Here is a 21,832-nt window from a genome sequence, read left to right on the forward strand (position 1 = left end):
ATTGCTAGCTGGGGGGTAATGTGGGTTGGTCCGGAATGTTATTCGGGGTGCTTAGGCATCCCATTTTTCTTTTGCTCGCCGCAGTAGGCTTGGGGTGGGCCCTCATTTCTGTAAATAACGAGGGATACCAAGGGCCACCAGAGAAACCAGAGTCCAACGTCGTTGCGAGTGTAACCTTGGCTGTTTTGGACGGTGATAACGGGTCGGTTAAGGTCCTAACTGCCAATAACTCGGTTGAGGTTCGCGCTTATGGACCGGGCGAGGGCAGCTTTCTCAGAGGGGTGATTCGGACGCTGGTTCGTGAGCGCACCGCTCGCAATATTGAGAGTGCCCCGACTTTCGATCTCGAGCTAACTGACCGGGGCGGTCTATTTTTGATCGATCAGACCACAGGGTACTGGATCGCTATAGAGGCCTTTGGCCCAACCAGTTACAAAGAGTTCAGGGCCATTTTTGACCGAGCGCATAGAGAATCTGCACCCATTTTGGCGGATCGTCTTTAATGCTAGTACCGGCCATAGTCATCGCTGTGTCCGCTTGGTGGCTGTTGACCGGTCTAGCTCTTTTGTTGGTTCATCAAAGTCAGAAAGTCGCACACCGAGGCTTCATCACGCATTCGTTGTTTACATTGGTGGCCTGGCTTTGCCTTCCCTTAAACGCATCGACAACGACGCCGATAGCGGTAGCCGCTGGCTTTTTAATTGGCTTGGTTATTTGGGGCTGGCTCGAGCTCAGTTACCTATTGGGTTACGTCAACGGCCCCAACCACTCGGTCTGTAAGGCTGGGGCCTCGACTTGGAGCCGATTTAAAGGAGCGCTTGCAACCACGATTTACCACGAGGCCGCGGTTATTGCGTCGGTGGCTTTGTTAGCGGCGGTGAGCGCAAGCCAGCCCAACCCGACCGCCTTCTACACTGTGGCAGTGCTTTGTTTGATGCGTTGGAGTGCAAAACTCAACCTATTTTTTGGTGTCAGGGTATTCAACGACCGATGGTTACCCAATCACCTTCACTACCTGACATCCTATTTGCGCGTTGGAAAGTCGAGCTGGTTATTGCCGGCAAGCGCGATGCTTGGCTTTTTTGTAACGATGCAAATTTACTCATTAGCAGGCGCATCTGAGGTGGTTTCGTATCAGCTATCCCTTTATCTTGTAGCAAGTTTGATGCTTCTGGCGTCAATCGAGCATGTTTTCCTTATGTTTCCTGTTAATGAGTCGACGCTTTGGCGGTGGGCCAAGCAGGATACAAACGAAATCCGGGTAGTCCGACAACAAAAATAACCGTGTGTCTACTATCACCGTGTCTAGATGATGTCCAAGTTTCCTTGACGATCTTATTTTGGAGGTCTAGGGTAGTGGAGTGGGAGAAGGTTTTTTTTTCGCCTACTACTGACTGGTGCTCCAGTAGCGCTTCCGTTTGCGGTCTTCGGTCGATGAACCCAGCCAGCGATTAACGCGGTATTGAACGGGATGCAATGAACATGAAATGGTCGAAACATAAGCCTCCGGGTTTGGACGATATCTTCGAAAGACACCATAGTCCTCATGCAATAGCAGGGGACGCAGTGGCTGTCATCGATGCTAAATCACACCAGATACTCACCACGGCGATTACGGAATCCCCGGTAAAAGGGATAGGGCTCTATGTCCACATTCCGTTTTGTCCGAGCCGTTGCTTGAGCTGCGACCATCTCACACTGATTGAACATGATCGGACAGCCATCGATAACTACTTAGACGTCTTGGCTGCTGAGCTCAGTATGATGGCCAGTGCTTCAAAACGCCCGATCACGGTCGAGCAGCTGCACATCGGTGGCGGTTCTCCGAACTACTTAAATGATATCCAGCTTGCGCGTCTGATGGCATCGATTCATAGCGCTTTTGATGTGGCACCCGATGCGAAGATCTCTATGGAGATCAACCCGAGGCGAACATCGCGCTCGCAGTTCGACTTGCTTCTGGGGCTGGGTATTCGCCATTTACATCTCGAGGTCAGAGATGTGGACTCCAGGGTTCAAAGTGAGCTGGGTCGAACACAGTCCTTTAGTATTTTGGAGGACGTCTTTGGTATGGCGAGGGACATGAATTTTGACTCGCTGACCATGGATCTCCTGTTTGGATTGCCAGGCCAGACGTCCGCCTCAGTGAAAGAGAGCGTTGCGATGATCTGTGAATTGGGGCCTGACGTGCTGGTTTGTCAGCAATACACCCGCCGTCCCCACCAATTCCCGCATCAGGCCGCGATCGACGAGGCAGCTTTGCCTAGCCTCGCTGAGAAATTATCAATCTTTAATTCCGTTGTTGTAGGGCTAGAGAATCGAGGCTACGAGTGGGTTGGACTGAATGCGTTTGTGACAAAAGGGCATGCTTTGTCTCAGGCTCAGCAGAATCAAACGCTTGAGTACAGCGCGCTGGGTTACAGTGCCAAAAAAACCGAGCAAACATTGGGTGTTGGCATTGGCGCAGTGAGTGAAGTTCAGGATATTGTCGGACAAAATTACGTTGATCTTGACGCTTGGCGTATTGCAATTAAACAAGGTCATTTGGCCACGCAATACCTCATCGAGGCGAGTGAGTTTGAGGTGGCGAGGCGGTCTGTGATGCGTCGTCTTATGTGCAACGCCAGCGTACCGCTCTCAATCCTTTCTCAGCCGAAGGTGGCGGAATTGGTTGAGTCGCTAGAAAGTCAGGGATATGCCGAGCGAGAGGAAGGGGTCGTTAATATTACGTCTTTAGGCCGGCTTGCGTTACCGCATTTTTGGTCCGACTCTTCGCCGATGTATCGCTGGCTTTAATCGCTCAGGCTGATAATTTCAGGGCGGACTCGAAGTCAGCCCTCAATCGTTCCCATTCCATAGCAAACCAAGGGGTGGTTCCGATGAGTTCACTGTCAAGCCAGCCGCTGACCTCATCAGAGTCTAACCATTGGCAGTCTTGGATTTCTGATGCGTTATAAGACGGCTCTGGACGCCCATTGACGTGTCCAATGAATACAGAACACAGCTCGTGTTCGCTACCCACGTTTTTGAATTGAGCTTGATATTCGAACTTGAATAGAAAAGTGAGTTTTGCCGAAAGGTTTAGTTCTTCTCGTAAGCGCCGCCGCGTCGCTTGTTCAAGTGTTTCGCCGCGTCTTGGGTGGCTACAGCAAGTATTCGACCAATACCCAGGCCACAAGGGCTTCAGTTCACTTCGTCTTTGCAGTAGTACCTCGCCCATGTCGTTGAAGAGGAAAATAGAGAAAGCTCTGTGCAATTTTCCACGACCTTTGTGAGCGTTTAATTTCTCTTCAAAGCCAATGATGTTGTCGCTTGGGTCAACAAGCATGAGGGGTTCGTCGTCAAACGATACAATCGTGGTGTTGTCTCTCATTGGGAGTACCTACTGTCGTTGACGCGCAAAATAGAGTAAAAAGACCCACTCCTTGGGGAAGGACGCGCGAATTTAGCAATTCGGGTGGAGATCGGCGATCGTAGCTCTGGGGGCAGGGTGATCGCGAAGTCCCGATTGGATTCGCACTGCATCGTCTGGGGGCAGCCGGTGCGTGGGTCGAAACATCGGGGCCCTAAAGGGCCCGATTAAGTGACGGTACTTACTGCCGTGAGGGAGGGAGTGCCTCCGCCATGGCTGCAGGTGCCGCATATGGACCATCGATCCAGTTGTACTTCGCAGAGCTCAACAGGACGAAGTGGATCAGTACAGCTACTGAGAACAGGAACACGCCCTGCGCTACAAGTACCCGACGTGGATCAAATATTCTCCAGATCCGTGAGAAGGGTTGAGTTAAGATCATTTCATCTCTCCATTTGGAATCACGACGAGCCCGTCAAGCCGGACAGTCGCTAAGTTAAAGTGGTAGTCCCGGATTACATTCCGAACCAGGGCTGCCACTCCCATACGGCCCAGTGGGCTACGCTTGCAATAAACACAAACGTCCACATGCCTTTTTCGTAAGACCGCATGAACTCGCTAGCTTCGCTAGCTGTGAGTCCTGACATGCCTACATTTTCATCACTCATGGTTTTACCTCCCATGTAGTAGTTCGCGATCTGTCGCAGCTCAGTAATGAATACCGTGTTACGACGTTCTTCATCGGACCATCCCTGTAGAACATGTCAGGTCTGATGATCTTCCTAAAGAGGCGTCTGTGTTAGCACGCAACCTCGGGTAGATATGTCCACAGTTAACTGTGGTAACGAGGGCAGGGCAGGTGCCCTCGTCAAATTATTCATTCACTCCCTGCCGAGCGCTTTACTGGTCACCGCCGGTTGTCATATCAGCCGCTGCATCAGACATGTCTGTTGAATCTTCGGCGGGCGCCTCTTCAGGCTCTGCTTTGGCGAGCTTTGCAAGGTTCGGGTAGTCCTTGATCATGTTCGCGCCAAGTAGGGGCTTGAAAGCACCTTGGTGACAGGTTTCGCAGTTAACTTTTTGTGCATCACCGAGCTTTCCTAGGCGGTGAGGGGGTAGCCAGTCTGTGGTGGGATCAACGTATTCGTTGTTCATCTCACGGACCATGCGGATACCGTGCCATGCCCTTACGCGCTGTGGTGAGCTCTCTTCCCAAGCGAAGAATGCACGCGAGTTGTGGCAGTAAGTACAGTTGACGCCCAGTGCGCTTGAGAAGTGCATCATGAGACTGTAGCCCCACTCTGATTCTTTCAGCGATACACCGCCCTCATCGCGAAGCGCAGTCGTTCCCGCGTGACGTCCATTACGGTCATCTAAGAGGTAAGGCGTAAAGGGATCGACAGGAAGTGACGCTAGACCCGCTGCAACCGATGACACGTTTTGCATCTGGTTTTTCATGCCGCCTGCGACCTTGTGGCCAGGGTTTATATTCCACACATACTCAGGAACGTTGTTACCACGGTGGCAGGTGTAGCAGGTTACCCCTGCTCCGCCGACGTGCTGGCTCCAGTTTTCGTTGGCATTCTGGGTCATCTGTATCATTACCCGAGCCACCTTCTTCGTGTAGAGCGTGTCTGCAGCGAAGCCTTCGCCCGCTACGTGACAGTAGTTACAACCTTCTTCGGGCGATACCCACTGTGTTATGGCCGCCATCAGTCGTGTGAACTCACCAACAGAGAGGTCGCCCAACACTTCAACATTTTGATAAATGTCTTTCGCCTTGGGTCCAACAGCCGGTACGGCGGGTATCGCTTCTGGCATTACGTTGTCAGAGGCGAGCTCATCGAGACGATCAGGGTTGTATAAACCCTCCATTCCGGTGCCTCGATAGCCCCATTGAGTTGATTCGGGTGGTGGCATTTCACAGCCGCCGAGCAATAGAGCAGTACCCAGACCAACAGTTGCAAAGAGTTTGGTCATTAGCGTTTTCATTGTGCACCCTCAGTCAGTAGTGGATCGACGACTGCTTCGCCAATCATTGGATAGCTTGGAACCAGGCCATGCTTCATGCCCCATAGGTACCAGTTTTCAACGACGGTGCCGGTCAGGATGATGCCGATACCGCCGGTAACGCAGGTCAGCACACCGAACCACCACGCCCACTTATGGATTGACTCCATTGAGGCGTTGAAGCCCATGGTCCATCTCCAGAACAGGGCGCCGCGCTCAGCAGCTGTACCGCGATCGGTGATTTGATCGATTTCCCGGTCAGCGCCATAGCGGCTTGTCGCCAAAATAGTCGCACCGTGCATAGCGAACAGGACCGCTGATCCATAGAGGAAGAAGATGCTCCACATGTGGAAAGGGTTGTAGAACAAGTTTCCGTATCTCAGTGAGAACGCCGCTGTCCAGTCGAGGTGCGGGAAGATCCCAAAGGGCACCGCTTCGGACCAACTACCCATCAATACTGGACGGATAAAACCTAGCACTAAGTAGAGCCAAATCGCGGCGGCAAATGCCCAAGCCATTTGGTTACCCATGCCATAGTTGTTGCCGAGGGCGAAGGTTCGCCACCACCACAACATAATCGACAGTGTCAGGAAGGCGCCCGCAATGAGCCACCAACCGCCATCGTTAAGCGGTGGGAAAGATAAGCCGTACTGAGGTCCGGGCGGCTCTAAGGCAAGCCAGAATAGCTGTCGCACGAACTCAATAGGATCCCAATTCACTGACGCAAACATGTTGAGTCCAATGATTAGGAAGGCAATGGTGCCGGTAAAGAGGGCTGCGACGCCCAACGGACCCAGATAGATGGGGCCGATCTGAGCATCACCCAATTTGCCCATCAAGTAGCTGTGAGTCAGGACACCGGTCCGATCATCATGCGTATTCTCGACGGGGACGCCTTCGTAGTCCGGTGCTGCCACCTGAACCGTTGTAAAGATATTTTGATATTCAATCATCGTAGAGATCCCCTTATCAGTACCAGATTGGTAGCGTTAGCCACCAGTTCCACCATTCAGGCCATCCCTTTGTCCAGAATGGTCCACTGATGACGATACAAACAGCGCTCCAGAAGGCCGCTGAAATAGCCACAAACGTACCGAGTCGGTGGATGCCTAAGGCGCCGATGGAGTAGCCAATGTCATCACGGAAGTAGGTGTTCTCGTGTTCACCGGTCTTCACGGTTTCGCCTGCCCGAGGGTTGGTTGCCATGAGGATGAGAGAACCGTGCATTGACAACGCCAGTGCAGTCGTAAAGAAGAACGTCACCGCCAGCATGTGTGCTGGGTTGTAGTGGAAGTGGAGGAACTGATAGCCCACATTCGAAACCCAGTCTAAGTGGCTCATGATGCCGTAGGGGAAGCCGTGACCCCATGCGCCAAGCAATACGGGTCGAATGATGACCAGTGTTACGTATGCCAAGACGGCAAAGGAGAAGGCGAAGGGAACGTGCAGACCCATACCGAGCTTTCGTGATATCTCAACTTGACGAAGGATCCACGATACGAAGGCACCCGTCGCGCAAATCGTAATGATTTGCCAGAGTCCGCCCTCCTTCAACGGTGCCAAGCCCAGACCGTATGACAGGTCAGGTGGCGCAATATTTATCCGCCAAATATTCCACGTATCACCCAGGGCCGCTCCATAGAAAATCAGGGCTGTTCCTGTGACGGCGAAGAAAAGGGTCGTTATCCCGAAGAAACCGACGTAAAACGGCCCCATCCAGAAATCGAAAAGATCTCCGCCGAGAAGGGTTCCCCCTCGGACTCGATACTTTTTCTCAAAGCTCATCATCGACATTGCATACTTCTCCCATCCGAGCGCTAGACGCTCCGTTCTCCTGGTCCTCGGTGGCGCTTCGGACCGTGTTATCTATTTCCAAGCTCCGAGGAGCCTGGCACCACACAAAGCTAAATTTTCATAAAAGCGTAAGGCGCCACGCTGCTTGCAGCCCGTTTTGCCTCTTGCCAACAGTTGAGTTCGTGCTGTCGCACCAACTTCACCCGATTAATCACCGCCTGCCCCAAAAACCACATGAACATCGTGATAAACAGCATCCGAAACTGAAGGTGTTCCCATACAGTTTTGCGTTCTGTGTTTCGCTTGGTTGTGGTCATGCTTCCTCCCGTCATCGACGTTTGTCGTGCCGTGTTGTTGTAATGTGTTTTCCTCATGCAGCCCCCCTCAATTGAAGGTCTTGGCCTGCGTTGAGTACATGCATGTCCGTTACGGAGTCGGAGTCAGCGGCTCGAGCCGCTTGCTCGGCGCTATCGCGCAGACGCTTGGCCGCAGAGATGCGTACTAAAACGGGTTGCTCTTCGATAATCTGATCAAGCAGCGCTTGCGCTTCGTCCAACCAGGGGAGGCTGGCACGCGCCGGTGTTGAAACCGTTTGGTCAAGGTCTGTGCCCAAAGGCAATATGTTAAAGAGGGCATCAAAGAGTGCGTTGCATACTTCTTGAATGAGGTAACAGGCACCGGCGTATCCCATGAAGGGCGTACCCGTGTGACGACGAATAATCGTGCCGGGCAACGATGCAGGAATGAACATACTTCTACCGCCTGCTTCTGCCGCATACATCCGCTCGTTGTAGCCACCAAAGACAATAAGAGGGCCTTTGCTGTGAATCGCCTCTCTTACTTCTTTGTTATCAGGTTTTACGCCAGCTTTTCGCGAATAGTGGAATGCGCAGGGCAGCCCCAGATCCTCTTCTAGGAAGTGTCTGAGTCCGCGGGTATAGGTTTCGGTCGCCACAACCCCAAAGTTCGCCGTTGCGAAGAAATCTTGTGTAACAGACCGCCATAAATCCCAAACGGGCTTGAGCGTCGTCATCTTTTCTTGCGCGATGAAGGGCTCTGGGTCGATATCGAGCAATTCCCCGAGCTTTTGCAGGAATTTTGTCGTGCTGTTTAGACCAATTGGAGCCTGGAGATAAGGCTTATCAAGGGCCTCGCACAGTTTCCTACCGAATTCCCGATACATACAAATATTGACCGCTGCATCGTCGAGCTTTGGAATCTCATTAAGGTGGCAACCCAATGGGAAGACCATGTTTACCTCAACGCCCATTCCTGCGAGAAGCCGCTGAATTTCGGCGAGATCCGACCAGGTATTGAAGTAACCGTAGGCGGGTCCAATGATATTGACCTTCTTGGAGGGTGTTTCAGGTGCCTTTTTCGCTTTGCGCTTTTTGTTGGCGCCGTATTGCTCCCAAAGCCATACCAATGCGCGATCAGCACTTTGCCATTGATCCTCGTCAATGGTGCGAGGTAGGAAACGTTTGATATTTGTATCTTCAGGCGTTACTCCGCCACCAATCATCTCGGCAATCGATCCTGTTACCACAACCGATGGCTTTTTCGGGTCGAGTGTATGGTGCGCCCGTCTCAGTGCCCCTTCAGTTCCGTGCTGGCCGAGTTCCTCCTCAGCGAGTCCTGTGACAACAATGGGAAGTTCGTGGGGGGGGAGGCCGTCTGTATAGTGAAGCACCGATGTAACAGGTAGGTTTTCACAACCCACCGGTCCGTCGATAATCACTTGCAAGCCCTTTACCGCCGTGAAGACGTAAACGGAGCCCCAATATCCACCTGCGCGATCGTGATCAAGTACAAGCATTAGCAGGTACCTCCCACGCCGGTTTTGGCGATTATTTCGGGGGTCCAAACGCCACTGGTTGGGCCTTCGCCCACACCTTCGAAGAACGATTCCATCGCAATCATGCGGGGCTGGTTCGCTAGAGCACTGTTGATTACCTGGGCAACGGAACCCGCACCCGCAGCACCCATTAATGGGCGAGCAGAAATGAGGTTCGTAAAATATAAGCTCGGGATTGATCGCTCTTTCGCTTTCTGCACGATCGGCGTCGTCCCGATAACAAGATCGGGCTTGAATGTCTCCATCGCGATGAGATCATCCTCTAACGAGGCTCTGAATTTGACAGAGACGCCCTTGCTTTCAAGCCATTCGGCGTCCAGCGCTGAGAATTCGGTTTTCGGGCAGGCAGAGCCCACATAAGCAACATCAGCTCCGCTCTCAATAAGCAGTCGAGCCACTAATAGTTCGGAACCCTCGTAGCCAGACAAGGTTATTCGCGCATCGATAGGGTTGTTATCCAGAGCCGCCCTAATGGCGCTTTTCTGTGTGGCGACAGCGGCATCGATAGACGCTTTATCTGCGCCTAAGAGTTTGCCCATGGCTTCGAGCCATGCGGCCGTGCCATCAACACCGACAGGCGCTGAACCAATGAGTGGCCTACCGGCCGCTCTGAACTGCCTCGCTGTAGCGGCATAAAAGGGATGGATCATCGCCGCTGCTTTGCAGTCGAGTGCGCCATAAAGCTCGCGCCACTCTCGGGTAGGTACAACGGGGCCCGCTGCACCACCCAATGAGTCGAGTAGCCGATCAATGGTGATTGCATCCACGGGGAACATTTCACCCACGAGCGCGACCGTTGGCTTGTCTTTTTGTGATTCACTCTGGACGGGACGGGCGACGGGACCCGCTTCGATTTCACCTCGAGCGTATTCCAGCATGGCGCCAGCGAGTACGTCTTTTGCCTCAGCGTGCGTCGGCACACCGAAACCAGGAACATCGATACCGACAATTCGCACCCCATTGATTTCCTTAGGCAGGAGATCAAGTGGCACACCTGAAGCCGTCGGCACACATAAGTTAATGATAACCACTGCGTCATTCGCGTCCGGATCCGCAAGATCATGTGCAGCTTCGCGAATATCCTCAAAGAGCTTACCTGTTACCAGGGACTCTGAGTCGAACGGAACGTAACCAACGGTGCGCTTTGCTCCGTAGAAGTGCGAGGTAAAGGTCAGGCCGTACACACAGCAAGCTGATCCAGAGAGAACGGTTGCCGTTCTGCGCATTCGTAGACCGACCCGCAATGAGCCAAACGCAGGACACATGCTCTGCGGTTGATCGTGTGGACCCTTGGGGTAGTCCTCAGCAAATTGTGCCATGAGCTCATTTTTACCCGCCGCCGTTGCCGCGGCAGCTAGTTGCTCGGCACTCGCGTGGCACCCAAGGTCCGTTGTCTCGATGATATCGGCGTCAGACGTTGTCATAGACGACCTCGAGAGATGGTTTGTTGAGTGTTTCGACACTGCAAAGATCCGCAAGGGTGGCGGGTTGGAGTACGACGTCACGACCGACCTCATCACTGTCAAACAGTCCCAAGAGTTCGTCTTGAGTCATTGGAGTCGGTCTGTGGGGCGATGATTCGGCCGCATTTTGTGCCAGTCCCGCAAAAAGAGGACCCCAGTCACCATCGGGGTGACCGATGATCTCGTAACTTGCACTTTTGCGACGAATATCTTCATTTGCTGGGATGGAGGCGAGCTCGGGGATCCCAACCGCCTTGCAGAAAGCTTGCGCTTGACCGGTTCCGTCATCCTTATTGGTGACCATACCTGCAACGCCGACGTTGCCACCGAGCTTTCGGAAGTATTCAACCGCCGAGCAGACATTGTTGGCCACATAAAGCGATTGCAGGTCATTGGATGCGACAACAATCACTTTTTGACACATGTCTCGGGCGATCGGCAGACCAAAGCCACCGCAAACGACATCACCTAGGAAGTCGAGCAATACATAGTCGAAGTCCCAGTCATGAAATCCAAGCTTTTCTAAAGTTTCGAAGCCATGAATGATCCCGCGGCCGCCACAACCTCGGCCCACTTCGGGACCACCTAGTTCCATGGCGTACACGCCGTCGCGCTTAAAGCAAACGTCTTCGACGCGGCACTCTTCCCCCGCCGCTTTCTTTGCTGAAGCGGTTTCAATGATGGTAGGGCAGGCTTTTCCGCCGAAGAGGAGTGACGTGGTGTCACTTTTAGGGTCACAGCCGATCAGCAACACTTTTTTGCCTTGCTGGGCCATCATGTAGCTCAAATTCGCGAGCGTGAAGCTTTTGCCTATGCCGCCTTTGCCATAAATGGCGATAATTTGGGTGCCTTCGGCACTATCAGCTGAGGTTGCAAGTAGGTCTGCCCGTTCTCCACTTGCTTCTAAGCCTGGATCATATTCTGTTGCGCTTGCAATCGTTGTACTCATATCGATCTCCAGTCGATGACCATTTTTAGGCAGCTTTTATCGTTAAAAGCTCGGTTATAAGCTGATTCGGCTTGAGCAGCCGGCAGCATGTCGGTGATTAAATCTGAGAGATTCAAGTCACCGTCCGATGCGAGTTTTGCCGCTTCTTGTAGGTCTTGTGGTTGCCATTCCGCACTCACTAAGAGATTGATTTCCCTCATGAATGCAGGTGGAAAGTCGAATGTCACAGCGGATGAGTAGAACCCGGCCATAACAACAGTCGCGCCAGGGCGGCAGCGAGAAATCATTTGGTTTAATGCGCTTGCACTGCCACTAACATCGCAAACAACGCCATAGTCTTGGCGTGGGTCAGTTTCCAGGTCGCAAACGCGATATTTGCCTTTGCTGGCTTTTCGCTGTGGGTCTATCTCCCAAACCACGGGGGACTGGCCATGCAAGGTCTCGGTGAGTCGAGCGATGAGCTGTCCTAGTACGCCGTGCCCAACAATGAGCTCGGGAGGCCCAACAGACTCGCATCGCCTGAGCGCATGTCTGGCTGTCGCGGCGAGAGCAAGTAGCACACCTTCTTGAGCGAGATCATCGTTGATGGGTACAACCCGTTCTTGCGGGCATATGACGTGGCGCGCACTGCCACCGAACAGATTTTTGGCATCGGTAAATCCAACACCTCCAGGGACGAAAACGCGCATACCCTCTGAGATGGGAGAGTTGGGAGGCGCACTGATGACTCGACCTGTCGTTTCGTAACCCGGTACCAGTGGATAACCTAAGCCGGGGAAGGGCGGCATTTGGCCTGTAAGCATCAGTCGTTCAGTGCCCGTTGAGATTCCAGACCAGTCGGACTCGATAAGACACTCATTAGCGGCCGGCGCGCGCAGAGAAGCCTCACGAAGCTCTAATGCTCCGGGCTTTTCAAAAATAACCGCTGTAGTCTTTTTATAAGTCACGGTTTTACAGGCCTCATTGCCAGTCGAGTGCGAACTGGGTCTGTCCAAAAACAATTACGCTAATACTGTAAGTTTAATAGTACATATAAAAGTGTCAACAAAAAATGACATTTGGTTTTTTTGCTGTGATAACGCGTACTAGCGCCGGAATATGGGTCTTCTTCTCCCGAATTCCTGCGAAGCCGGCGTGCTCCAGCATGCGATATAGCTCAGATTTTTCTCTTGGGCGTCCGCTGCCCATCGCCCAAAGGTAAAATCCGAAATAGGTATGACCAATCGATTCGGCGCCACGGGTCCCTGCCATCGGTTCAGCAATAATGATCTGGCCTCCGCTTGGAAGGGCATCAAAACAACGTGCCAATAGGCGCTCGACCGGCAGATCGTCATGATCATGTAAAATTCGAACGAGGCTAATGGTGTTGAACCCCTCTGGGAGCGTGTCGTTGAACATGTCGCCCGAATAAGCTCGGAGTTGCTGGCTGTGTTTGGGGGGTATTGATGCAATGACTTGAGGTAGATCGAAGACGGCCGTTTCTGAGTGGGGGAAACGGTCTGCCGCTAAACGCGCAAACGTGCCGGTACCACCACCAACGTCGAGAAGACGTGATGTTCCCGTCAAGCTGATCGAGTCTAAAATATGATTTGCGATGAGGTGTTGTGAGTCCGCCATCAGCTCGCTGTATCGCGCAGCGGCAGCTGGATCGTTGTGATCGCCGTCCACGTAGGGCCAGTAGCCACGTAAGGATGCGTTTTCCCTGCGCCGAAGCAGTTGAGCGGGGTCTGCCATGTCGCTGTACAGCAAATCATGGTGCCTCAGCATGCTTTGAACCCCGGGGTTTCCGTGGATAGAAGCGCCAAGCTCACCTAGCGTCCAGTGCGCATTGTCGACTTTTTGAAGCAGGTCGATCGCGACCGCCGCATTGACTAGAGTAAAAGCGGCTTCTTTTTCGAGCTCACAGTACTCAGCTATTTCATCAAGTGTGGCGATGCGATCTTTTAAACACTCCAGTAAGCCCAGCTTGTAAGATGCGCTAAGCGTTTGGGAGTAAACAAAGCCAGCGAGAATGTGGTGTAGGTCCGTCGCGCGTTGCCGGGCAATCGATTGACTCAGGGGTAATCTTGCCGCCCACTTTTGAAAAGAAGCGCTTCTTAGTAGCCGATTTCTCCAAAGTAAGAACCGCGCGTAGCGACTTTTCGGTTTATCGCTGGTAAGCGCAAAGCCTTCACTTGTAGCCGATCGTGAGGGCATTAGGCGGCCACTTGACCGAGCTTTTCGGGAATAAATCGACTCGATTGTGCGCGAACCAGTTTATACAGCATATTCTGACCGGCACAGGAGGGCATGCTGTCGAGGCCGGATTCAAGGCAGTCTTTTAAGCGACTGACGGCGCCTTCAAGGCCCAGCTCACGCACAGCACTGGGTCGGTCAAGTTTTACATCGATACCAACTGGTTTTCCTAATGTTTCAGGGTCAGATACGGCGTCTTTTATATCGTCGGCGATTTGATACGCTTCACCAATACTTGCGCCTAGGTTTACCCAAGGGCCAGGGTCTACACCTGCTGAAGCTGCACCGGCGCAGGTGGCTGCCACGAACAAAGCGCCGGTTTTTGCGCGGTGGTATCGCGCAAGATCGACTCGTTGCTCGCACTCCCATGCCTGACCGGCACAAATGCCGTGCGGAGCGCCAACGCCTCTTGCAACAATGGTTGTGACAAGCGGTACTCGTTCGATTCGTACTGCGTGCACTGCGTGCGCCGCAAGTGTTTGAAATGCAGCGACGATGAGTGCGTCTCCAGTCAGGACCGCAATGCGTTCGCCAAACTTAGCGTGTACCGAGGGCTTTCCTCGTCGTTGAGTCGCGTCGTCAAAGCAGGGAAGGTCGTCGTGTACTAGCGATGCACAATGTAAAAGCTCAACGGCAGTAGCTGCCGCGCTTGCCAGTCCGACATCGCTGGAATTGTTGGCTAGCGCTACAGCTTTACATAGCTGTGGCCTCACGCGCGCGCCACCCGGGAATACGGCGTAGTTCAGGGCCTGAGCCAGTAGTGGAGGGCATTGAGCTGTGGCGTGCTCGGCCATTGCGTCTTCGATGTGCTGCTCGCAATCAAGTAATGAGCTGTCCATGGCCGCTACCTCGCGTGTTAGTGTTATTTTAATTGTACATTTATAACTGTCTATATTAATTTACACATTACGCCGATCTTGCAGGCCCTGCAAGCGAAGAGCGAGAGATAACTAATGAAGCAAGGGTTGTTAGCGCACAGGGAAGGTTTGGGTTTCGATTCTCCCGTTGGGAAAAATGGCTACCGGTGGTGGTATGTCGACGGCTTCAGTGACTGTGGTCGCCATGGTGTTACGCTCATCTTCTTTATTGGTACCGTGTTTTCGCCTTTTTATGCCGCTGCGAGAAAGCGGGGAGAGGCTGACCCGCGCGAATTCGTCTGCGTAAATGCCGTATTTTATGAGCCGAGGCGCAAGTACTGGGCCATGACCGAGCGTCGCCTTCGCGACTTGGCGGTGTCCCCGAATACCCTCGCTATTGGGCCGTCTTCAATGTCATTCGATGGCCGCTACTTGCAGGTTGCTTTGGATGAGCGTTCGGCACCGATGCGTCGTCCTATTAGAGGGACTGTGCGCGTCGACCTCCAGCACAGGACAGAGACGTGCTTCGGCTTACATTCAGAGGGGCAACACAGATGGTGGCCCATTGCGCCGGCAACCAAGGTTGAGGTAACGCTTGATGCGCCTGAACTCAGCTGGTCGGGTCGGGCTTATATGGATACGAACGGTGGGACGGTACCGTTAGAGCAGACTTTTAGCGACTGGCACTGGTCCAGGTCCGACTTGGGAGAAAACTGTCGTGTTGTTTACGAGGCACATGCCCGCGACGGTGAGAGTTGTTTGCTCAGTTTGTTTGGTAATGGCGAGGCCGGGATGGCATCTGAGCATTCAGCGCCTCGACGCGATCTTTCTACAGGCCCCCTCTGGCGCGTTAAGCGACCAGCGCGAAGTCATCAGGGCTTCACAGTGCAGAAAACACTTGAAGACACACCTTTTTACACGCGCAGTCATCTTCATGATGCGTTAGGCAATAGTGTGATGCATGAAAGTTTAGACTTGGACCGCTTCGCCTCACCTTGGGTGCAGCGCTTGTTACCCTTCAGGATGCGCAAGATATTGTACGGTTTTCCCTTAACGGGCGATTCGCGCGTTACGATCCCGTTCTCTAAGGGTCTCAAATAGATCGAGCATCCAGAGTGTTCGAACCTTAAAAGGATCCGATTTTACGTGTGGAGCACCCACCCCTGTTTCTACGACTGAATCAATCAGGAACTGATTGTGTGGGAGTGCGGGGGTGTCCATGCCTTCGCTGCGAGGTTGTTTAAAGGCAATCGCGGTAGAGAGTAGGCTGAACTTTTTGCTCGTTGCAACGATCGCACGCTCGTCAACGGAGTTGTAACCGATCTCGCCGACTTTTTCTCCGATAGCAGCATAAAGCTTGCGCGCGGCTCGAATACCGGGTTGGTATTTGCGCGGTAATTGCGCGATGCCGTTGTCTGCGCGGTGATATAGCCATTGCGCCCGTTCGAGAAGGCGTTTTGTGACAACGCCAACACCTTCGCTAAACTGCGGCACCGTAAGCAGCTCTTCTGGATTCACGCCTTCGGCAGTTAGCTCATCCAAAGGCAGGTAAATTCTTCCCAGGCGCGCGTCCTCACCTACATCTCTTGCAATGTTTGTGAGTTGCATAGCTGTGCCAAGATCCGCTGCACGTGCAAGGGTTTTGGGGTCGCGTACGCCCATAAGGACCGACATCATGACGCCAACCGCACCTGCAACGCGTGCGCTGTAGTCGTATACATCATCTATTGAGTGATAGATTTTGCCTTCTGCGTCCCAGGCAAAGCCTTCTAGGAGCGCATTTAAAAGACCACGCGGCATATGGTAGGTGTGCACAATTTGGGTCAGTACTCGATCAGTGTGCCGATATTCAGGCTTTCCCTGATAAATTTTATCGAGCCGCTCATGCAGAAGCGCAAGAGCTGCTTTTGGGTCGTCGCCCTCGTCGACAAGGTCGTCGGCTTCTCGGCAAAAAGCATAGAGCCCGCAGGCCGCATGCTGCATGACTGACGGCAGTAGGTGAGAGGCAAAATAAAAGGAGCGCGAGCCATTAGACAGCTGCTGCTTGCAAAGGCCCATATCCGTGCTGGGCGTCGGTAGGAAGGCGTTAACTGACATGACTAACCGCGGGAATCAGATTGTCGATCACTTTGGCCGATGACAACACAGCGGGCATACCCGCGCCGGGGTGGGTGCCAGCGCCCACAAGATAAAGCCCGTCAACCTCTTCGCTTTTGTTGTGAGGTCTGAAGTAAGCGCTTTGGGTAATTCGAGGCTCGAGTGAAAAGCCTGCGCCTTTGACGGAGTTGAGTCTGTTTTGAAAGTCCAATGGTGTCAGCATTAGCGATGTCGCGAGGTTTTCGCTAAGTCCTGGAAGACCCGTTTCTTCGAGTCGCTCCTCGACCGCTTTTCTGAAGGTTTCAGCGTGCGTAGTCCAGTCGGTACCGGAGTCGAGATGCGGGACGGGAACGAGAGCGTAAAAAGCATCGCAACCCTCGGGCGCCATGGAGGGGTCCGTGGCGGTCGGTCGATGCAAATAGAGGCTGAAATCATCCGTTGGTTTCTTATGCTTAAAGATGTCGGTGAGCAGACTCTTATATCGTGGTCCGAGGATTATCGAGTGGTGCGGAATATCGGGATACTGTTTCTTGGTGCCGAAATACCAGACAAAAAGGCCGTTTGAGTAGTGAGCCTTGTCGATTCGGCGCTCTGTCCATTTACGTTTGACGGTCTCTGAGAGCAGGTGCTTGTAGGTCCATGCAGAGTCTGCGTTCGATATAACGAGATTAGCTGCAATGTGCTCGCCCGATTTGAGTCTGACCCCGGTAACCTTGCCGCCTGCGGTAGTAATTTGATCGACTTCGGTGTTGACGCGAATGTCCGTTCCCTGGCCTTTGATGAGATTTCCCATGGCCTCAACGATTCGGCCGGTTCCGCCCATGGCTGACCAGACACCGCCGGTAACCTCGAGGTGCGAAATCAATGAATATAAACTGCTTGCCGTAAAGGGGTTTCCGCCAATTAGCAGGGGGTGAAAACTAACGGCCTGTCGGAGCTGCTCATTTTTGATGTATTTGGACACTAAGGTATAAACGCTTTGATCTCCCCTTAATCGAACGAGATCGGGGGCGAAACGCATAAGTTGTGCGAGCGTGCTAAAGGGTTTGTCCAGTAAGTCGAATCCTACTTTGTGGCGCGCTTCGCTCGCCTTGAGATATCGCTCATACCCCCGCGCGTCATCGGGGTTGTATTCTCGGATCTGTCTGAGGTTTTCTGACTTTTCATTTGAGTAGTCGAAAATACGTCCGTCATCAAAACGAATCCGATAAAAGGGATTCATGAGTCGTAGATCGACATCACTGCTCATGGTTTTGCCGCAGAGCGCCCATAATTCCTCGAACAGCTCGGGGACGGTGACGATAGTGGGTCCCCCATCAAAGGTGAAGCCATCCTGTCGATAGGTGTATCCGCGGCCACCTAAAGCATCGAGCTTCTCCAGAAGCGTGACATGGTAGCCTTTCGCTGCGAGGCGGATTGCTGCGGCTAATCCACCAAAGCCACTGCCAATAACAATGGCGCGCTCATTGGGGTTGGCATGATGGAGCTTGTCGAAGTCCGGATGCGCTGTGTTCATTATTAGTTACGCCAATCATGTCCATTTATTTGGACAGTCTACCACCGGATTTCATATTGCACACCCGTTAATTGAAGCGATCAGAAAGCCGCATAAATTCGGCAAATACGCGCTCTGGAGCTGCTTCGTGTACGAGATGTCCCGCATTGTGAAGGGTTATGGCCGATGCGCTTGGGATAAGTCGCTTAACGCGGTGCGCCCGCAGGGCGGGAACAATATGATCCTTATCACAGCCAATGAGATGAATTGGGGTCCTAAGCGTGGGAAGATCCTTGGCAAGTTGGCCTAACTCCCATCCCCCCATCATCCTGAGTGCGCCCTCGATATGGGATTGTTGTGAAATAAGGAATGAGTAACGAGCGATCATAGGCTCTGATATTTCAGCACCTGTGTCTCGAAGGGCCCTTCTGACATCTGCCGTACCTGTGCCACGCCGAGCGAGAAAGCCAGTTATTGAGTCCGATCGACTCAAGAATCGGGCTGTTTTCAGCATGATGGGCTCAATGAAGGCGCCAAAGGGGAGTAGGGCGCCGTTTATCGAAAGTAATGCAGCGGGTGATGCGCGAGTATCCAAACACATTCGAATGGCGACGGCGGCGCCGGCAGAGTGCCCGATAATAAACCGGGGTTCGGTCTGAAGGGACTCACACAGACTTTGGACGGCCATGGCCATCGCGGGCAATAGATGTTCCCGCTCAGGAAGCGCCGTTGTTAATCCATGGCCGGGCAGGTCGACCAATACGCAGGTGTAGTGATCGCTCAGTGCCATCGCTAAATCGGCCATAGAGTGTGTTGAGGCACCGGTGCCGTGGAGCAATAGCACCGGTGGTCCCGAGCCGATGATTTGGACGTGCCAGCGAATGCCCTCGCGTTCAATCAGTTGGCTCGCGTGCCTAAGCGGCCAGTCGGATGGCATATCGGAGAGCTGCAAGTGACGCTGCCTTAGCTAAGTGCTCGCACAGAGTCATTGATTGACTCAGCCGAAGCGTTGGGGAGCGGTAAATAGGTAGCATCCATTGCATTCGCTAGCTCGCGAGCTCTGGGGCTCGGTCGTGCAGCCGTGTCAACGAGTATGCCGCGATAGTCTGCGCAGGCAATCACCTTTGCGGCCTTCATGGCATCCTCGGTCCCGGCGCTACGGCTTTTCGTCCCGTCTCTAGCTACGTTTGCCGCACCATCGGTCAGTAAAATAAAGCTCGGTGTGGCACCTGTAGTTGCTGTGGCAACCGCTAGGTCGTGCATGGCTTGAAGTGCGGCACCCATGGGTGTTCCGCCGCCACCCGGTAGTTGCGCTAATGTCCGTTTTGCTCTGACTAGCGATCTTGTGGGGGGGAGAAGTAGCTCAGCGCTCTCGCCTTTAAAGGCAATAAGTGCAACCTCTGTGCGATGTGAATAACAGTCGGCCAATATAAGCTCAATCGCGCCTTTAGCTTCCGCCATTCGCTGGTAAGCACTGCTACCCGATGCGTCAACGACAAAGATCATCACGCTGGATTTGCGCTGCTCGAAACGCTTTACACGAATGTCCGATGCTTCGATGTATAACCCGCGTTTTGTCTGCCCGGCATCATCCCACCGCGCGCGTGCGCGTTGAAAGGGAGCGGCTGTTCTGAGTGTCGCAGGAATATCAATCCGGTGGCCTCGCTTGATATCGCCGCGGCGAACTCCCACGGGCCTACCACGCTGCTTATCCTGTGACAGGTGTCCTGCATTGCCCGCTTTGTTTTGTCTCTGTCGGCTCCGCTCAGCTCGACTTAGTAACATCGCAAGGAGGTCAGTCGGAAGCGCTGCCATCGCAGCTTGCACTAATTCTTCGGTATTGCTCTGAGGTTCTGAAGACGGTTGGGGTGGTTCGCTCTCGTCGGTGTCCTCTGGTTGCTGCTCAGCCTCTGGCGGCTCAGGTTCGTGTTGCTGCGGTATCTGAGTTGCTCGAGGCAGCAGGACCAGACGAATCACGGGCCCAATAACGTGTTCATGGGTTTCGGGTAACCCAAGCAGGAGCGCGACGCTCTTGCAGGTCTGTGCGGCAAAGAGAAGCGGTCTCGTCGAATGAACCCCCAAAGAGGCTGCGAGCTCTGCAAGTAGCTTGACTGTTGAGTCCGCCAATTTGTAGTGCCGGAGTTTGTCTCGAGCTTCGACAATACAGCTTGGTGTGAATTCGGTGTCCTCGACGCCATGAATCGAGATTGCCTCGAGTTGGATGTTGAGTGCCAAGCGTTCTATGAGTACTTCGGGGGGCGCTTCCTCTTCGATGCCCTCGTCCATTGCAATAACGGTAATCGCTGCATCGGAGGTATGGTTTATGCCATCTCTAGCTACGTTGACTTGCCCCGAGTCAAGCGCGGCACACCAGTGCCCTGCATACTCGCTTGGTAGTCTTTCCGCCATGGGCAGAATAATGGTTCTGTTGTGGCATTCAGCCAGGACACCGGTTGAGGAAACGGGCTTGCCAAGGCGCATACTCTGCGTGATATCCATTCCGCCCAATAAGCGATCTGTGGGTGTGTTTGCTGGTATTTTTCTTAAGGGTGATTGCTGAAGATCCTCTAGCATCTGAAGCCAGAAGTCTCGTACCGGCCCTGGCTGCGCAGATAATCGGACACCGCCACACCGGTGGCCAAGCACGGCAACGACCGCTGCGGCTAGCTGTGCGTCCCGCCAAAGACTCGAGACTTCGAGCTCAGGGGAGGACGGTTGCGATGGTGCGCTCGACGCGAGCATCAGCACTAGACTCATCCATGGGGTCGCGTCTTAAGCGGTGGCGAAGCACGAATAAGGCGACATGTTTTAGGTGCTCTAGTGAGGCGGTGTTCTCGCCTTCCAAAGCGGCGAGGGCGCGAGCACTTCTGATGAGCGTGAGCTCGCCACGCAGTCCATCAGTTCCCAGCGCCAAACAAAGCTCAGCTGCCTTTTCGAGTACCTCGGCCGGTATATCAACCGTTTCGACCACTTCTCGGGCGGCATCAATTTTTCGGCGAAGTGCACCTTCTTTTCGTGAGAATCGTTTGCTGAAGCCTTCAGGGTCAAGGTCAAACGCGTCGCGCATCTTTATAATTTCTACACGGGTGGGTATATCTCGTGGCGTTCTCACATCGAGGGATAAACCGAACCGGTCTAGTAGCTGTGGCCGTAATTCGCCTTCCTCGGGGTTACCGCTCCCCACCAGAACGAATCGCGCAGGGTGCCGAATGCTCAGGCCTTCTCGTTCCACAACGTTGGTGCCGGAGGCGGCAACATCAAGCAGTGCATCGACAATGTGATCCTCGAGTAAATTCACTTCATCAATGTACAAAAAGCCTCTATTGGCAGCGGCAAGAAGACCGGGTTGAAAGGCCTTTTCTCCATTGTGAATGGCTTTTTCGATATCCAGAGCGCCCAGTACGCGGTCTTCTGTGGCGCCCAATGGAAGATCTACGACGGGAATCGGGATTTTGTGAGTCTTGGACTTTGTGACGTCCTGACATTTAGGACATGAATTTTTGACTGACGCGTCAGGCGAACATTGGTAAGGACAATCTTTGACTGCGGTTATCTTGGGAAGCAACTGGGCAAGGGCGCGAATCGTGGTTGATTTTCCAGTGCCGCGCTCTCCAAATACCAGCACGCCGCCAATGCCTGGGTCCACCGCTGCAATGGCGAGCGCAAGCTTCATATCATCCTGCCCGACGATCGCCGTGAAGGGATACGCTACAGTCATGACAAGT

The 21,832-nt window shown here is 53.4% G+C and carries 22 protein-coding genes; 4 read left to right on the forward strand and 18 right to left on the reverse strand.

Features of this window, described 5'->3' with window-relative positions:
• Positions 1-20: 20 nt before the first annotated feature.
• From puhC to E0F26_RS06785, 3 genes are all read left to right on the forward strand, one after another.
• A complete protein-coding gene (puhC, locus tag E0F26_RS06775) occupies positions 21-503 on the forward strand; it encodes a photosynthetic complex assembly protein PuhC (protein ID WP_279240907.1) in 483 nt (160 codons plus the stop codon).
• Positions 503-1,282, forward strand: coding sequence for a putative photosynthetic complex assembly protein PuhE (puhE, locus tag E0F26_RS06780; RefSeq protein ID WP_279240908.1), 780 nt, complete (start codon positions 503-505; stop codon positions 1,280-1,282). Before puhC ends, puhE begins: the two co-directional genes overlap by 1 nt.
• A gap of 200 nt (positions 1,283-1,482) precedes the next feature.
• Positions 1,483-2,796: a coproporphyrinogen-III oxidase family protein gene (locus E0F26_RS06785; protein WP_279240909.1), complete on the forward strand. Its 1,314-nt coding sequence runs from the start codon at positions 1,483-1,485 to the stop codon at positions 2,794-2,796.
• A 4-nt stretch (positions 2,797-2,800) separates the two neighbouring features.
• Here the strand turns inward: E0F26_RS06785 and idi are convergent, their stop codons facing one another.
• The 13 genes from idi to E0F26_RS06850 form a co-directional block, all read right to left on the reverse strand.
• Positions 2,801-3,373: an isopentenyl-diphosphate Delta-isomerase gene (gene idi, locus E0F26_RS06790; protein ID WP_279240910.1), complete on the reverse strand. Its 573-nt coding sequence runs from the start codon at positions 3,371-3,373 to the stop codon at positions 2,801-2,803.
• A 220-nt stretch (positions 3,374-3,593) separates the two neighbouring features.
• The gene (pufA, locus tag E0F26_RS06795) at positions 3,594-3,794 is read right to left on the reverse strand and encodes a light-harvesting antenna LH1, alpha subunit (RefSeq protein WP_279240911.1); all 201 of its coding nucleotides are present in this window, start codon (positions 3,792-3,794) and stop codon (positions 3,594-3,596) included.
• Between the two features lie 73 nt (positions 3,795-3,867).
• Positions 3,868-4,020, reverse strand: coding sequence for a light-harvesting protein (locus tag E0F26_RS06800; RefSeq protein WP_279240912.1), 153 nt, complete (start codon positions 4,018-4,020; stop codon positions 3,868-3,870).
• A 232-nt stretch (positions 4,021-4,252) separates the two neighbouring features.
• Positions 4,253-5,344: a photosynthetic reaction center cytochrome PufC gene (gene pufC, locus E0F26_RS06805; protein ID WP_279240913.1), complete on the reverse strand. Its 1,092-nt coding sequence runs from the start codon at positions 5,342-5,344 to the stop codon at positions 4,253-4,255.
• Complete coding sequence (gene pufM / locus E0F26_RS06810) at positions 5,341-6,315, reverse strand: photosynthetic reaction center subunit M (RefSeq protein WP_279240914.1); 975 nt, start codon at positions 6,313-6,315, stop codon at positions 5,341-5,343. Before pufM ends, pufC begins: the two co-directional genes overlap by 4 nt.
• A gap of 16 nt (positions 6,316-6,331) precedes the next feature.
• Positions 6,332-7,156, reverse strand: a complete 825-nt coding sequence (pufL, locus tag E0F26_RS06815) for a photosynthetic reaction center subunit L (RefSeq protein ID WP_279240915.1) — start codon at positions 7,154-7,156, stop codon at positions 6,332-6,334.
• A 110-nt stretch (positions 7,157-7,266) separates the two neighbouring features.
• Positions 7,267-7,530: a hypothetical protein gene (locus E0F26_RS06820; RefSeq protein ID WP_279240916.1), complete on the reverse strand. Its 264-nt coding sequence runs from the start codon at positions 7,528-7,530 to the stop codon at positions 7,267-7,269.
• Positions 7,527-8,972, reverse strand: a complete 1,446-nt coding sequence (gene bchZ, locus E0F26_RS06825) for a chlorophyllide a reductase subunit Z (RefSeq protein ID WP_279240917.1) — start codon at positions 8,970-8,972, stop codon at positions 7,527-7,529. The genes E0F26_RS06820 and bchZ overlap by 4 nt, the downstream gene beginning before the upstream one ends.
• Positions 8,972-10,435: a chlorophyllide a reductase subunit Y gene (gene bchY / locus E0F26_RS06830; RefSeq protein ID WP_279240918.1), complete on the reverse strand. Its 1,464-nt coding sequence runs from the start codon at positions 10,433-10,435 to the stop codon at positions 8,972-8,974. Before bchY ends, bchZ begins: the two co-directional genes overlap by 1 nt.
• On the reverse strand, positions 10,422-11,423 hold the full coding sequence (locus tag E0F26_RS06835) for a chlorophyllide a reductase iron protein subunit X (RefSeq protein WP_279240919.1): 1,002 nt from the start codon (positions 11,421-11,423) through the stop codon (positions 10,422-10,424). The genes bchY and E0F26_RS06835 overlap by 14 nt, the downstream gene beginning before the upstream one ends.
• Entirely contained in the window at positions 11,420-12,370 is a 951-nt protein-coding gene (bchC, locus tag E0F26_RS06840) for a chlorophyll synthesis pathway protein BchC (protein WP_279240920.1), read from the reverse strand. Before bchC ends, E0F26_RS06835 begins: the two co-directional genes overlap by 4 nt.
• A 94-nt stretch (positions 12,371-12,464) precedes the next feature.
• Positions 12,465-13,619 carry a methyltransferase gene (locus E0F26_RS06845; RefSeq protein ID WP_279240921.1) on the reverse strand — a complete coding sequence of 385 codons (1,155 nt, stop codon included), beginning with the start codon at positions 13,617-13,619 and terminating at the stop codon, positions 12,465-12,467.
• On the reverse strand, positions 13,619-14,497 hold the full coding sequence (locus E0F26_RS06850) for a polyprenyl synthetase family protein (protein WP_279240922.1): 879 nt from the start codon (positions 14,495-14,497) through the stop codon (positions 13,619-13,621). The genes E0F26_RS06845 and E0F26_RS06850 overlap by 1 nt, the downstream gene beginning before the upstream one ends.
• Positions 14,498-14,611: 114 nt before the next feature.
• On the opposite strand from E0F26_RS06850, the gene E0F26_RS06855 reads away from it, so the two are divergent.
• Positions 14,612-15,616 carry a hypothetical protein gene (locus E0F26_RS06855; protein WP_279240923.1) on the forward strand — a complete coding sequence of 335 codons (1,005 nt, stop codon included), beginning with the start codon at positions 14,612-14,614 and terminating at the stop codon, positions 15,614-15,616.
• On the opposite strand, the gene E0F26_RS06860 is transcribed toward E0F26_RS06855, so the two are convergent.
• The 5 genes from E0F26_RS06860 to bchI all read right to left on the reverse strand — a co-directional run bounded on the left by E0F26_RS06860 (position 15,566) and on the right by bchI (position 21,825).
• Positions 15,566-16,612 carry a phytoene/squalene synthase family protein gene (locus tag E0F26_RS06860; RefSeq protein WP_279240924.1) on the reverse strand — a complete coding sequence of 349 codons (1,047 nt, stop codon included), beginning with the start codon at positions 16,610-16,612 and terminating at the stop codon, positions 15,566-15,568. The two genes, E0F26_RS06855 and E0F26_RS06860, sit on opposite strands and share 51 nt — an antisense overlap.
• Complete coding sequence (locus E0F26_RS06865; RefSeq protein ID WP_279240925.1) at positions 16,602-18,128, reverse strand: phytoene desaturase; 1,527 nt, start codon at positions 18,126-18,128, stop codon at positions 16,602-16,604. Before E0F26_RS06865 ends, E0F26_RS06860 begins: the two co-directional genes overlap by 11 nt.
• 67 nt (positions 18,129-18,195) lie before the next feature.
• Entirely contained in the window at positions 18,196-19,059 is an 864-nt protein-coding gene (bchO, locus tag E0F26_RS06870) for an alpha/beta fold hydrolase BchO (protein WP_279240926.1), read from the reverse strand.
• An 11-nt stretch (positions 19,060-19,070) separates the two neighbouring features.
• Positions 19,071-20,864 carry a magnesium chelatase subunit D gene (locus E0F26_RS06875; protein ID WP_279240927.1) on the reverse strand — a complete coding sequence of 598 codons (1,794 nt, stop codon included), beginning with the start codon at positions 20,862-20,864 and terminating at the stop codon, positions 19,071-19,073.
• Positions 20,809-21,825 carry a magnesium chelatase ATPase subunit I gene (bchI, locus tag E0F26_RS06880; protein WP_279240928.1) on the reverse strand — a complete coding sequence of 339 codons (1,017 nt, stop codon included), beginning with the start codon at positions 21,823-21,825 and terminating at the stop codon, positions 20,809-20,811. The genes E0F26_RS06875 and bchI overlap by 56 nt, the downstream gene beginning before the upstream one ends.
• Positions 21,826-21,832 lie beyond the last annotated feature (7 nt).

It is taken from the genome of Candidatus Paraluminiphilus aquimaris, from assembly GCF_026230195.1.
Taxonomy (GTDB): Bacteria; Pseudomonadota; Gammaproteobacteria; order Pseudomonadales; family Halieaceae; genus Luminiphilus; species Luminiphilus aquimaris.